Annotated in this window: 10 protein-coding genes; 6 read left to right on the forward strand and 4 right to left on the reverse strand. The window is 70.2% G+C overall.

The window, feature by feature from the left end:
• Window positions 1-16: 16 nt before the first annotated feature.
• Entirely contained in the window at window positions 17-1,330 is a 1,314-nt protein-coding gene (locus IM25_RS03185; protein ID WP_006552665.1) for an acetyl-CoA C-acetyltransferase, read from the reverse strand.
• A 124-nt stretch (window positions 1,331-1,454) separates the two neighbouring features.
• On the opposite strand from IM25_RS03185, the gene IM25_RS03190 reads away from it, so the two are divergent.
• Entirely contained in the window at window positions 1,455-2,801 is a 1,347-nt protein-coding gene (locus tag IM25_RS03190) for a 3-oxoacyl-ACP reductase (protein ID WP_033096401.1), read from the forward strand.
• Window positions 2,802-3,659: a MaoC/PaaZ C-terminal domain-containing protein gene (locus IM25_RS03195; RefSeq protein WP_033096310.1), complete on the forward strand. Its 858-nt coding sequence runs from the start codon at window positions 2,802-2,804 to the stop codon at window positions 3,657-3,659. It abuts the gene before it with no gap.
• Window positions 3,660-3,773: 114 nt separating this feature from the next.
• On the opposite strand, the gene IM25_RS03200 is transcribed toward IM25_RS03195, so the two are convergent.
• A complete protein-coding gene (locus tag IM25_RS03200; RefSeq protein ID WP_033096311.1) occupies window positions 3,774-4,382 on the reverse strand; it encodes a TetR/AcrR family transcriptional regulator in 609 nt (202 codons plus the stop codon).
• A 75-nt stretch (window positions 4,383-4,457) separates the two neighbouring features.
• Entirely contained in the window at window positions 4,458-5,636 is a 1,179-nt protein-coding gene (locus IM25_RS03205; RefSeq protein ID WP_033096402.1) for a glycoside hydrolase family 3 N-terminal domain-containing protein, read from the reverse strand.
• Window positions 5,637-5,749: 113 nt separating this feature from the next.
• Here IM25_RS03205 and IM25_RS03210 point away from each other — a divergent pair, with 113 nt between their 5' ends.
• The 4 genes from IM25_RS03210 (at window position 5,750) to IM25_RS03220 (ending at window position 11,935) form a co-directional block, all read left to right on the forward strand.
• Window positions 5,750-6,217, forward strand: coding sequence for a universal stress protein (locus IM25_RS03210; RefSeq protein ID WP_019290888.1), 468 nt, complete (start codon window positions 5,750-5,752; stop codon window positions 6,215-6,217).
• A gap of 54 nt (window positions 6,218-6,271) precedes the next feature.
• The gene (locus tag IM25_RS03215; RefSeq protein WP_065995740.1) at window positions 6,272-7,354 is read left to right on the forward strand and encodes an isochorismate synthase; all 1,083 of its coding nucleotides are present in this window, start codon (window positions 6,272-6,274) and stop codon (window positions 7,352-7,354) included.
• Between the two features lie 140 nt (window positions 7,355-7,494).
• Window positions 7,495-7,668: a DUF2613 domain-containing protein gene (locus IM25_RS25245; RefSeq protein WP_006552672.1), complete on the forward strand. Its 174-nt coding sequence runs from the start codon at window positions 7,495-7,497 to the stop codon at window positions 7,666-7,668.
• Entirely contained in the window at window positions 7,649-11,935 is a 4,287-nt protein-coding gene (locus tag IM25_RS03220; RefSeq protein ID WP_065995741.1) for an alpha-(1->3)-arabinofuranosyltransferase, read from the forward strand. Before IM25_RS25245 ends, IM25_RS03220 begins: the two co-directional genes overlap by 20 nt.
• Here the strand turns inward: IM25_RS03220 and IM25_RS03225 are convergent.
• Window positions 11,824-12,996 (reverse strand): acyltransferase family protein, encoded by a 1,173-nt coding sequence (locus IM25_RS03225; RefSeq protein WP_033096313.1) that lies wholly within the window; start codon window positions 12,994-12,996, stop codon window positions 11,824-11,826. The genes IM25_RS03220 and IM25_RS03225 overlap by 112 nt on opposite strands.
• Between the last annotated feature and the right edge of the window lie 174 nt (window positions 12,997-13,170).

Here is a 13,170-nt window from a genome sequence, read left to right on the forward strand (position 1 = left end):
TTCCGAGGGGTATCGATCAGGCCTCGAGAATCGCCGTCACACCCTGTCCACCTGCGGCGCAGATGGAGATCAGGCCGCGGACGGGCTTGCCGGTCTCCTGCTTCTTCTCGTGCAGCATCTTGGCCAGCGAGGCCACGATCCGGCCGCCGGTCGCGGCGAACGGGTGGCCGGCCGCGAGCGACGAGCCGTTGACGTTGAGCTTGCTGCGGTCGATCGAGCCGAGCGGGGCGTCGAGGCCCAGCTTGCCCTTGCAGTACTCCTCCGATTCGAACGCCTGGAGGGTGGCGAGCACCACGGAAGCGAACGCCTCGTGGATCTCGTAGAAGTCGAAATCCTGCAGGGTCAGGCCGTTGCGCTGCAGCAGGCGCGGGATGGCGTAGGTGGGTGCCATGAGCAGCCCGTCGCCACCGTGGATGTAGTCGACCGCGGCGGTCTCGGAGTCGACGAGGTAGGCAAGCACGGGGAGCTTGCGCTCGGCGGCCCACTCCTCGCTCGCCAGCAACGCGGCCGACGCGCCGTCGGTGAGCGGCGTCGAGTTACCGGCGGTCATGGTGGCGTCGCCCAGCTTGGTGCCGAAGACCGGCTTCAGCGTCGACAGCTTCTCGACCGACGAGTCGGGACGCAGGTTGTCGTCGCGGGTCAGCCCGAGGAACGGGGTGACGAGGTCGTCGAAGAAGCCCCGGTCGTAGGCGGCGGCCATGTTGCGGTGGCTCGCCACGGCCAGTTCGTCCTGCGCCTCGCGGGAGACACCGAATTCCTTGGCGGTGATCGCGGCGTGCTCACCCATCGACAGGCCGGTACGCGGCTCGCCGTTGCGCGGGATCTCGATGCCGAGCATCGACGGGCGGACGTTGCCGAGCAGCTTGACCCGGTCGGCCGTGGTGCGGGCCCGGTTCAGGGAGAGCAGGAACTCGCGGAGCTGGTTGTTCACGGCGATCGGGGCGTCGGAGGTGGTGTCGACGCCGCCGCCGATCCCCGCCTCGATCCGTCCGGCGGCGATGGCGTCGCCGACCGCGATGATCGACTGCAGGCCGGTGCCGCAGGCCTGCTGCAGATCCCAGGCCGGGGTGTAGGGGCTCAGCGCGCTGCCGAGCACGCTCTCGCGGACGAGGTTGAAGTCGCGGGCGTGCTTGAGGACCGCACCGCCGACGACGGCACCGAGGCGCTCACCCTGCAGGTTGAAGCGGCCGACGAGACCGTCGAGGGTGGCCGTGAACATGTCCTGGTTGGACGCGCGGGCGTACTTGCGGTCGGACCGGGCGAACGGGATCCGGTTGCCTCCGAGAACGGCGACACGGCGCTGCTGCGTGGAACGGGCTTTGGTGGTCACTGGTGTCTCCCGGTTTCGGACGGATTCGAATTCTGGCTACTATTCTTACTCACGGGTAAGTTTGTTGTCGAACACGCTTGCTGTCGAACACTGCAACGACGACCGAATCGAAGAAGGTGGAATCGTGGCCGAAGCCAAGGGCGCACCCAAGCTCTACGCCCAGCTCATCTCGTCCGCACCCGGAGCGTTCCTCGCCAAGCAGTTCGGTCTGCCACAGCCCGAGAAGCTCCGGCGCTACCAGCCCGGCGAGCCCCCGCTCCCCGGCCCCGTCCTGCTCGGCGGCAACGGCCGCCTGGTCGAACCGATCCGCAACCTCCTGAGCGACTACACGTTCGCCGAGCCGTCCGACACGAAGTTCGGCGCACTCGTCTTCGACGCTACCGGCATCACCGACCCCGCGGGGCTCGAACAGCTCTTCACGTTCTTCCAGCCCACCTTGCGCAATCTCGCCCCGAGCGGCCGCGTCGTCGTCCTCGGCACCACGCCCGAGGAGGCCGGGTCGGTCGACGAGCGCATCGCCCAGCGCGCCCTCGAGGGCTTCACGCGCAGCGTCGGCAAGGAACTGCGTCGCGGTGCCACCGTGCAACTCGTCTACGTCTCCCCGAAGGCCGCGACCGGCCTGTCCGGCGTGGAGTCGACGCTGCGCTTCCTGCTCTCGGCGAAGTCGGCCTTCGTCGACGCCCAGGTGATCCGTATCGGTGAGGGCGACGCCACCGCCCCCGAGTCCTGGGAGCGCCCGCTTGCCGGCAAGGTCGCGGTCGTCACCGGCGCGGCCCGCGGCATCGGCGCGACGATCGCCGAGGTCCTCGCCCGCGACGGCGCGACCGTCGTCGCCGCCGACGTCCCCGCTGCAGGCGACGCGCTGACCCAGACCGCCAACAAGATCGGCGGCACCGCCTTCGCGCTCGACGTCACCGCCCCCGACGCCGGCGAGAAGCTCGCCGCTCACCTGCTCGAGCGTCACGGCGGCGCCGACATCATCGTCCACAACGCCGGCATCACCCGCGACAAGCTGCTCGTCAACATGGACGCCGCTCGCTGGAATTCCGTGATGGGCGTGAATCTGATCGCCCCGCGGAAGATCACCGACGTGCTCGTCGAGAAGGGCGCGCTGAAGGAGGGTGGCCGGGTCATCGACGTGTCGTCGATCGCCGGTATCGCCGGTAACCGCGGCCAGACCAACTACGGCGCCTCGAAGGCCGGTGTCATCGGCCTCGTCCAGGCGACCAGCGAGGCGCTCGCCGACAAGAAGATCACCGTCAACGCCGTCGCTCCGGGCTTCATCGAGACCGCCATGACGGCCGCGATCCCGGTTGCCACCCGCGAGGCCGGTCGTCTGATGAGCTCGCTGCAGCAGGGCGGTGAGACCGTCGACGTCGCCGAGACCGTCGCGTGGTTCGCGAACCCCGCGTCGAGCGCCGTGACCGGGCAGGTCGTGCGCGTGTGCGGCCAGTCCATGCTGGGGGCCTAGATGGCACGGATCGAACTGCCCTCGCTGCCGTCGACCTTCGACATCTACAGCCGGGCCGTACTCGGGGCGCTGCCCGTGGTGGGCGCGTCGGGCGACAGCCTGCCCGACGACGTCCTGGTCCTGCGGTCGCTGAAGGTCGATCCCGACGATCTCGCCGAGTACACCAAGGTGTGCGGGTTGCGGTTCGGCGACAGCCTGCCACTGACCTATCCGTTCATCCTCACGTTCCCGCTCGTGATGAAACTGATGGTGTCGAAGGGCTTTCCGTTCGCCGCCGTCGGTTCGGTGCACGCCGAGAACGTGATCGAGCAGTTCCGGCCGATCTCGGTCACCGAGCCGCTCGACATCGCGGTGCACGCGGAGAACATGCGCGAACACCGTAAGGGCCTGCTCGTCGATCTCGTCAGCGAGGTCAACGTCGGACGCGAGTTGGTGTGGCGGCAGACGTCGACCTTCCTGCACCAGCAGCGCACGTCGCTGTCGGGTCAGCCCAAGCCGGAGCCGAAGGAGGAGGAGATCCCCCCGGTCCCCACCTCCACACTGCGGGTCGACCAGAAGGTCATCGACCGCTATGCGGCGGTCTCCGGTGACCGCAACCCGATCCACGTGTCGACCCTGGGCGCCAAGGCCTTCGGATTCCCGAAGACCATCGCCCACGGCATGTGGAGCGCGGCGGCCACCCTCTCGGCCGTCGAGGGACGGATCCCCGGCAAGGTGACCTACGCGGTGCGATTCGGGAAGCCGGTCCTGCTGCCGTCGTCGCTGAGCCTGTACGCGCAGCACGTCGCCGACGGATGGGATCTGGCACTGCGGCATCCGAAGAAGCAGTACCCGCACCTGACCGCCACCCTGCGGTAGGGCGGGGAATCACCGAGATTTCGGGCGGGGCGGGACGCGATGGGGGCGTCCCGCCCCGCCCGAACCCCCGTGCGGTGAATATCCTTGTGGCCGAGGTGTTCCCGGCGGGACGGATCAGTGCACCTGGTCGGAACGCTTGCGTCCCGCGAGACCGCGCCACGCGAGGTTCTCGAGCAGATCCGCTGCCTGCTGCACATCGATCTCACCGCCGGCGATGCGGTCGGCGACGGCCTCACCGGCACCGACGAGCGCGACGGCCATGATCGTGAAGTTCGTGTCGGGTTCCGGATCGCGCGTGCTCGATTCGAGCAGGTGCGCGGTGAGTTCGATCAGCCGGTCGCGGCTGCCCTGCACCTGGGGCGCGAAGGCCTGCTGCGACAGCGCCTGACGATAGAGGACCATCCACGACGGCCGGTGCTCGTCGACGAAGCCGAGGAACGACTCGAGCGCGACCCGCAGTTGTTCACGCGGGGCGAGGGTGGGGTCGCCCGCCGGTGTGAGTGCCTCGACGAACCGCTGCCCTTCGCGGGCGATGCACGCCGCGAACAACTCGTCCTTCGACCCGTAGTACAGGTAGAGCATCGGCTTGGAGATCGACGCCCGCGCCGCGATGGCGTCCATGGACGTGTTGTGGAAACCGTGCTCGGAGAACACTTCGACGGCGGCGTCCAGCATCTGTTGCTCGCGGACCGCACGCGGCAGTCGCTTGGTCCCGCCCGCCATGACTCCTCCCGGACTCCTCGAATGAAGTTCTTACTCTACGGTAGGAAGCCTGTGGTCGAAGCAACCTGCGACATTTCAGCAGTCCAGAACGCCCTTCGCGCGTGTCACGGTCCGTACCGACTCGTCGACCCATTCCGGTGAGAGCGTGCCCTCCGCGACGACCTGCTCGAGATGGTCGAGCACGGCGGGCACCTCGTCGGTGGTCAGCCACAGTGCCTGGTTCACGCCCGCCACCATCGCGGCCTCGACGGCCTCGGTGATGCCGTAGGTGTCGGTGATCGCGCGCATCCCCGACAGATCGTCGGTGAAGATCACGCCACCGAAGGCGGGGCCGCCGTAGGCACCCGAGCGGAGCAGGTCCACCGCTGCCGGGCTGATGCTCGCGGGCAGCCCGCCGGTCAGACCCGGCACGTCGAGGTGGCCGAGCATGACGCCCACCTCGGGCGAGACCAGGCTGCGGTACGGCACGAGATCGCTCTGCTGCAGTTGCTCGATCGGTGGGGTGGTCACGGCACCGGTGTGCGAATCACCGGAGGCCGAGCCGTGTCCCGGGAAGTGCTTGAGCACCGGCATGATGCCCGCGTCGATCAGTCCCCGCGCATAGGCGCCGGCGTACTGCGTGACGACCTCGGGATCGTCGGAGAACGAGCGGTCGCCGATGACGGAGTCGTCGGGCTGGCTGCTCACGTCGACGTCCGGCGCGAAGTCGACCGTGATGCCCAGCGACTTCAGTTCCTGTCCACGTTCGAACGCCATTCGGTAGGTCTCGTCGACCGTCATCGTCTGCGCCGTCACCCGCGCGGACGGATCGGGCCCGAACAGGTCGCCCACGCGCGACACGCGGCCGCCCTCCTCGTCGATCGTGACCATGAGCGGCAATGCGCTCCGCGCGGCCACCTGCGGCACGAGACGGTCGGTGAGCATCGACGCGTCGGTCCAGCTGCCGATGAAGATGCCACCGATCTGCTCGGATTCGACGACGGCCTGCGCGTCGGCGGCTCCGGTGACCCCGACGTTGAGCAACTGGGCGAGCTTCTGCCGCAGCGTCAACCGGGCGAGCAGATCGTCGCCGCAGGTCGCCGACGTCGCGGCCGCGGTCGCCTCGGTGGTCGTGGCGGTCGCTGTGGTGGACGAGGCGGGCGCGGTGTCGGACGTCGTCTCGACCGGGTCGTCGCCGCCCGAATCGGACGAACCGCATCCCGCGGTGGTGAGGGCGACCGCGAGCACGGCGGCGACAGTGTGACGGATCCGCATGGTGCCGACGGTAGCGGACGAACCTCGCGGATCCACAGCTCGAACCTCCCCCGGGGACGCTCCGGCGGGTTAAGGTGCACCCGAGCATCCGAATCCGACCCAGGGGGTACGCGGTGGGCGCAGATCTGATCCTCATCGCCTACGACGGTTCCGAGAACTCGAAGCGTGCCGTGCAGTATGCGGGTCGTTTCCTCGAGTCGTGCCGTGCCGTCGTCGTCACCGCCTGGGAGCCGATGGTCCGGCAGGCCGCCCGCATGTCCGGCCTGTCCGGTGTCATGCAACCCGACTGGGTGCCCGACGAGGACAGCGAGGACGTCGCCCTGTCCGACGCGCGCATCACCAACGACGAGGGGCTCGAGATGGCCCGCTCGGTGGGTCTGCACGCCGAGGGCCGCACCGTCGAGGTCGTCAACGCGGTGTGGTCGGCGATCATCGAGGCCGCCGACGAGCTGGACGTCGACATCATCGTCACCGGCACCCGCGGCACCACCGGTCTGCGGTCCCTGTTGCAGTCGTCGGTGGCCGATCACGTGCTCCGGCACAGTCACCGGCCGGTCCTGATCGTGCCGCCGGGTCGCTGACGCCCGCACCGGGTCACCGGCGCCGGGTGCGGGCAGGGATATTGTCGATCCACCATGGACGGATTCCTGCTCTCGCGCACCGAACGCTCGGTGCACGCCCCCGGCCCCCGCCGGTTCTTCGACGACGTCCACTCCGCCACGCAGGCACTCCGCAGCGGTAAGGCGACGATCGTCGTCGGTGCACTGCCGTTCTCGCGGCACCGTCCGGTGGCCCTCGCGCAGCCCGACGACGTCGAGATCCTCGACGGCCCGTGGCAGGCCCCGCCCGACCTGTCGGACCTGCCGCCGGTGCGGATCTCCGCCGAACTGCCACTGCCCCGCGTGCACGTCGAGCGGGTGCGCCGGCTCGTGGAGCAGATGTCCCTCGGGGAGATGGAGAAGGTCGTCGCCGCCCGGCGGGTCGCCCTCGAGGCCGACGCACCGCTCGACCCGCTCGCTCTCGCGGCCCGCATGATCGAACGCCATCCCGACGCGGCGACGTACGCGCTGGATCTGAGCGCGGCGGGCGAACGCTATTGGGGTCACACGCTGGTCGGGGCGACGCCCGAACTGCTCGTGAGCCGCCGTGGCGAGACCGTCACGTGCCGTCCCCTCGCCGGGACCGCCGCGCGCCGGGCCGATCCGGACGAGGACCGCCGCGCCGGTGAGGATCTGCTGACCTCGGACAAGAACCTCACCGAGCACGGTTACGTCGTCGACTGGATCCGCACGCGACTGGCCCCGCTGTGCAGCGACCTCGACATCCCCGACAAGCCCGAGCTCACCGCGACACCCGATGTCTGGCATCTCGCCACGCCGATCACCGGCACCCTCCGCGACCCCGACACCGACGCGCTCACCCTCGCCCACGTTCTGCACCCCACCCCGGCCGTGGCGGGCACCCCCACCGAGGCCGCGCTGGACGTCATCTCCCGGGTCGAGGGCGACCGGCGCTTCTACGGCGGCGCGGTGGGCTGGTGCGACGAACAAGGCGACGGCGACTGGTTCGTCGCCATCCGGTGCGCGGAGCTCAGTTCCGACGGCCGACGCGCCGTGGCCTGGGCAGGAGGCGGCATCGTGGCCGACTCCGACCCCCTCGCCGAACTCGACGAGACCACCGCGAAACTGCGCACACTGCTCGGCGCACTGGGCGTCTAGCGCACCGCGGCGACGGTAAAGATCGACTCGGAGGCTCGCACCGTCCACCACCGCCTTCCGGGGTGATAGTTTGGCGCGGACCGATAGACAGCGTGGCGGCCGGCGATGACTGCCTGCGTCACTGGAGATGGGGAGACGGAATGGGGAAGTTCCTGGGACCGGGCCTGGGTAGCGTGGTCGTCGGTGCCGTACTCGGCGCCGTGGCGGTCTTCGGCGTAACGGCCGCTGTGCAGGAGAATTCGCGCCCTCAGATCGATCGCAGTGGCAACGCCGATTCGTCCCTCCTGAACCAGGTTGAGTACGGCAGCCGCTGACGGCGCCGGCAACGCTTCGAGTTCACGCACGTACCGAGGCGAGACGGAGCTCCCGTCCGCCGAACCGCTGTCCCGCCGGTGGCTGTACGCAGTCACCGCGGTGGCGGTGGTCCTGTCCTTCGCCCAGGTTCCGGGCCTGGTCGTCGCCGACACCAAGTACGACCTGACGCAGAACCCGATCGGATTCCTCACGCGCGCCGCTCACCAGTGGAGCAGTGTGGCGCCGCTCGGGCAGGTGCAGAACCAGGCGTACGGCTACTTCTTCCCGCACGGCTCGTTCTTCGCCGCGGGTCAACTGCTGCACATCCCCCCGTGGATCACCCAGCGGGTGTGGTGGGTGCTGCTGCTCGTCGCCGGATTCTGGGGTCTCGTCCGCCTCGCCGAAGCCCTCGGTATCGGGAGCCGTAGCTCCCGTCTGATCGCGGCGACGGTGTTCGTGCTGTCCCCGCGCGTCCTCACGACGCTCGGTTCCATCTCGTCGGAAGCACATCCGATGATGTTGGCGCCGTGGGTGCTGCTGCCGCTGGTGCGGTATCTGAACACGCAGAATCCGGGCTCGGCCCGCCGGCTCGCCGCGCAGTCCGCCGTGGCGGTGGCGCTCATGGGCGCGATCAACGCGGTCGCGACCGCCGCAGCCTGTCTCGTCGCGGCGCTGTGGTGGGCCGCGCACCGTCCGAACCGGCGCTGGTGGCGCTTCACCCTGTGGTGGCTGCCGCTGTGCGTCGTCGCGGTGACCTGGTGGATGGTGCCGCTGCTGCTGCTCGGTCGCGTCAGTCCGCCCTTCCTCGACTTCATCGAATCGTCCGGTGTCACCACCGAATGGACGTCGCTCGCCGAGGTGCTGCGCGGCACCAGCAGCTGGACGCCCTTCGTCTCCCCCGAACGCATCGCGGGCGCCGTGCTCGTCACGCAACCGGCCGCGGTCCTCGTCACCGGCGCCCTGGCCGCGGCCGGTCTCGCCGGTCTCGCGATGCGGTCGATGCCCGCGCGCGGTCGTTTCACCCTGATCCTCGTGGTGGGTCTCGTCGGCATGGGCGTCGGTTACGTCGGCCAGCTCGACTCGCCGTTCGCCGAGCAGGTCCGGTTGTTCCTCGACACCGCCGGTGCGCCGCTGCGCAACGTCCACAAGCTCGAGCCGCTCGTGCGACTGCCGATCGTGCTCGGGATCGCGCACCTACTGCGCGCCGTTCCTCTGCCCGGATCGGTGCCGTGGACGCGTGCCCGGAACGCCTTCGCGCATCCCGAACGCAATCCGATGGTCGCGGTGACGACGCTGATCCTCGTCGCGATGACGCTCGCGACCTCACTCGCGTGGACCGGGCGGCTCGCTCCGCGCGGCGCTTTCGACGAGGTCCCCGAGCACTGGCACGCCACGGCGGCCTGGCTCGAGGACAACACGAGCGAGCGCGGCGAACGCGCCCTCATCGTTCCCGGCGCGCCGTTCGGCAGCCAGATGTGGGGGCTCACCCGCGACGAACCGCTGCAGGCACTCGCATCGACGCCGTGGGCGGTGCGCGACGCCGTCCCGCTCGTGCCACCCGGCGCCATCCGTGCCCTCGACGCCGTGCAACGCGACATCGCCGACGGCCGCCCGTCCGACGGTCTCGCCGCGACCCTGCGCGGTCAGGGCATCGGCTTCCTGGTGGTGCGCAACGACCTCGATCCCGACACCTCTCCCGCCGCGCGACCGGCACTCGTGCATCGCGCGCTCGACGGTTCGCCGGGCATCGAGCGGGTCGCCGAGTTCGGTGACGACATCGTCTTCGACAACCCCGACGACTTCGTCACCGACGCCGACCTGCGACCTGCCTATCCGGCCGTGGAGATCTACCGCGTCGCCGAACCCGCCGCGGCACCCGTCGGTCCCTACGTCGTGGACATCGCCGACGTGCCGGTCGTGCAGGGCGGCCCCGAAGCGCTGCTGCGCCGCAACACCGCGCAGCCCGAGTTCGTCGGTCCCACGCTCCTCGCCGCCGACGCGGCCCGCGCGGGTCTGCCCGTCGACGAGGTGACGGTCACCGACACCCCGACGGACCGCGAGACGGACTACGGGCAGGTCGACCATCATTCGTCGACGATCCGGACCGCCGACGACCCGCGTCGCACCCACAACGCCGTCCCCGACTATCCGGTGCCCGACACCGAACTCGTCCGGGCCGAATGGGAAGGCGCCCGCATCAGCGTGTCCAGCGCGGCGTCGGATGCCACCCAGCTCGGTGGCACGTCGGTCGCAAGCAGCCCGGCCGCGGTGGTCGACGGCGATCCGACGACCGGCTGGCACAGCAACGGACTCGAATCGGCGATCGGCCAGTGGCTGCAGCTCGACCTCGACCGGCCGATCGAAGCGGGTCTGCTGCACCTGACGACCAGCTCCGGTGCTCTCGGCGATCCCGTCAAGTGGCTCGAGGGGTCCACCGACCGGGGCAGCACGGCGGTGCGCGTCGACGAACCGGGACGCGAACAGACGGTCGCGCTGCCGCTGGGCACCACCTCGTGGATCCGCATCACGTCCGTGCACACCGAACGCGGCACGGTCGGCAACCAGTTCGGTCTCACCGAGGTGGTCGTCGAGGACTTCACCGACCGGAACGAACCACGCCCGATCGACATCCGTCGCCGCATCGTGGTGCCGGGCCCGGTCGAGGACGCCGCGGTACGCGGATGGCAGCTCGGCCAGGAATTCCCCGGCCGCGGCAGCTGCGTCGACACCGACGACCGTGTCCGTTGCGCGCGGGGACTCGCCACCTCCGCCGAGGAACCCGGCATGTTCACCCGCACCCTGGACGTGCCGCAGGAGACCTGGGTCCGCCCGGAACTGCTCCTGCGCGCGCGCCCCGGGCCGGCGCTCGAGGACCTCGCGGACCGTTCGGATCGGGTCGTCGCGCGCGGTGACGCCGACGTCGTCGACCTGCATGGCTCCGCGTTCGCCCTCACCGACGGCGACCCGCGGACGTCGTGGACCGCGGAGGAGAGCTCGCTCGAAGCGGGTGCGCCGCGGCCGTCGCTCACGCTGGAGCTTCCTGAGGAACAACGCGTCACGGGATTGGAGATCAGGACGGCGCTGGGAGCGCTGCCGGTCGCGCCGTCGCGGGTCGCGGTGAATCTCGGCAACGGACCGCAGGTGCGCGAACTCGACGGTGACGACACGATCGTCGATCTGACCCCGCACGTCACGGACCGGATCGAACTCACCGTGGTGCACTGGCGCGACACCCTCGATCGCACAGTGCTGGGTTTCTCGAAACTCACCCCGCCCGGGCTCGCCGAGGTGTCGGTGCTCGGCGACGACGGGCCGATCGGGGCACAGGGATCCGTCTACGACGAGACGGTGACCGTCGACTGCGAGCGCGGACCCGTCGTGGAGATCGACGGACGCAGCTACCGCACGTCGCTCACCGCGCGGGTCGCCGATCTCGCGGCGGGCGTGGAGGTCCCCGCGACACTGTGCGGCACCGACGTCGTCGGCATGAACCCGGGCCGGGTCGACATCGACGTCGATCCCGGTGCGGCCTTCGTCGTCTCGGGCCTTCGGCTCGACGTCCCCGGTCCCGACGCGCCCGTCGCGGAGCCGACGGAACTCGACAAGGGCCGCTGGACGGAGAACCTGCGCGAAGTGATGGTTCCGGCGGGCGACGAGGACCGGCTCGTGGTGGGGCCCGAGAGCACCAACGTCGGCTGGGTGGCGCGCACCCCGGACGGTGCCGTGGCGACGCCGGTCGTCGTGGACGGCTGGCAGCAGGGCTGGATCGTGCCGGCCGGGCCGGAGCAGACGCTGACACTCGAGTTCGCGACCGACCGCTGGTACCGGCTCGGGGTCTTCGGCGGGGTGCTGTTGCTCGTCCCGTTGTTCGCGGCGGCCGTGTGGCCGCGGCGGCGGGTCGAGGATCCGGGTCCGATGCCGCGCACCTGGGGTTCGTCGGTTCTCGCGCTGACCGGTGTGCTGGTCGCCGCGACGCTCCTCGCGGGATGGGCCGGTGCCGCCGTCGCGGTCGCCGGCGCGGTGGGGATCGGTGCGCTCGCGGTGCGCCACGGCCCCGTCCTGGCGTCGCGTGTGCTCGTAGGCACCGCGGGTGGCGCGACGATGCTGGCGATGGCGCTGCTGTCCACCGGGCCGTGGCGATCACCCGACGGATATGTCGGGCACTCGTTCCTGATTCAGTTCGCGGCGCTCGTCGGCGTGGTCGCGGTGGGCCTGGCGGCGGTACCGCGCCGGGCCTTGTCCCAGCGGTGGAAGGCGGCCCGCGCCGGCTCCTCGACGAGGGCGTAGCTGACGGACGCGACGGCCAGACTCAGCACGACCGTCACCGTCAGGACGAACCAGAAGTGCCCCGCAAAAGCCGGGATCCCGAAGACGGGGAAGACGATCGACAGCACCGCGAGATGCCAGATGAACACGCCGTACGACCAGCGTCCGACGGCCAGTGCGGCCGGGCTCGCCAGGACGCGGTGCTGCCTGCGCGGTGCGAGGGTCAGCGGGGCGAGCAGGGCGAAGCTCATGATCGCGCCCAGGGCGATCTTGGCGAGATATTCGGTGGGTGCGAGATCGGTGAGCGTCTCCGGTCCGGCCAGCGGGGTGGTGGCGGCAGCGAAGGCGGCGACGGCGATCGCTCCCATCACCGTGCGCCGCGCCGCGAAGCGGTGCATCCATGTCTCGGGGCCGGTGACGAGTTCGGCGAGGATCATTCCCGCCGCGAACCAGGGCAGGTAGCCGGGCAGCCAGTTGGTGTGGTTGATGTGGTCGGGGGTGCCGACCGGTAGCCACGCCCACAGCAGCGACAGTGCGCTCACGGCGAGCAGCAGCGGGACGCGGTAGCGGGCGGCGTCCCCGCGCAGCCCGCTCACCGCCAGCGCCAGCAGCGGCAGCACGAGATAGAAGGCCACCTCCACCGACAGACTCCACATCTGGGTGAGGCCCTCGGTGAGGGTCAGTGGGACGAACACTTGCACGAGCGCGAGATTCGACCACCACACCGTCGCGCCGCCGCCCGCGCCGGGCAGCAACCACAGCACCAGGATCACGACGGTCCAGTAGGCGGGGAGGATGCGGGTCGCGCGGGAGAGGAAGTAGCGGGTCGTCGAGGGGGACGGACCGAGCGCGCGGGCCGCGGCGGCGTGCGGTCGCCACAGCAGGAAACCGGACAGGGCGAAGAACAGGGCGACGGCGAGGTCGAACCGCGCCCACACCAGGCCGATCACCGAGTCGTGCACCGCGCCGGTCTGGAACGCGACGTGGGTGATCAACACGCCCACTGCGGCGAAACCGCGCATTCCTTCGAGTGCCGGAAGGAATCCGCTCATGCTGCGGTTCCGGTCGGTGGTAGTGGTCATCGGGCACCAGTGTGCCGTGTCGCGGGAGCGGTGGACAGAGCAGGATCACCCGGAACGGGACGATCCCGGCAGCGACGAAGATCGACTACCGATCCATCCCAGCGGCGAGCGGGCGCGCATATTGCCATACCGGGCTGTTAGTGTCTGAGCTCACGTGGTGTTCGCGGGCCGGAT

Origin of the sequence: Rhodococcus sp. p52, from assembly GCF_000763325.2 — a bacterium.
GTDB classification, from domain to species: Bacteria; Actinomycetota; Actinomycetes; order Mycobacteriales; family Mycobacteriaceae; genus Rhodococcus; species Rhodococcus pyridinivorans.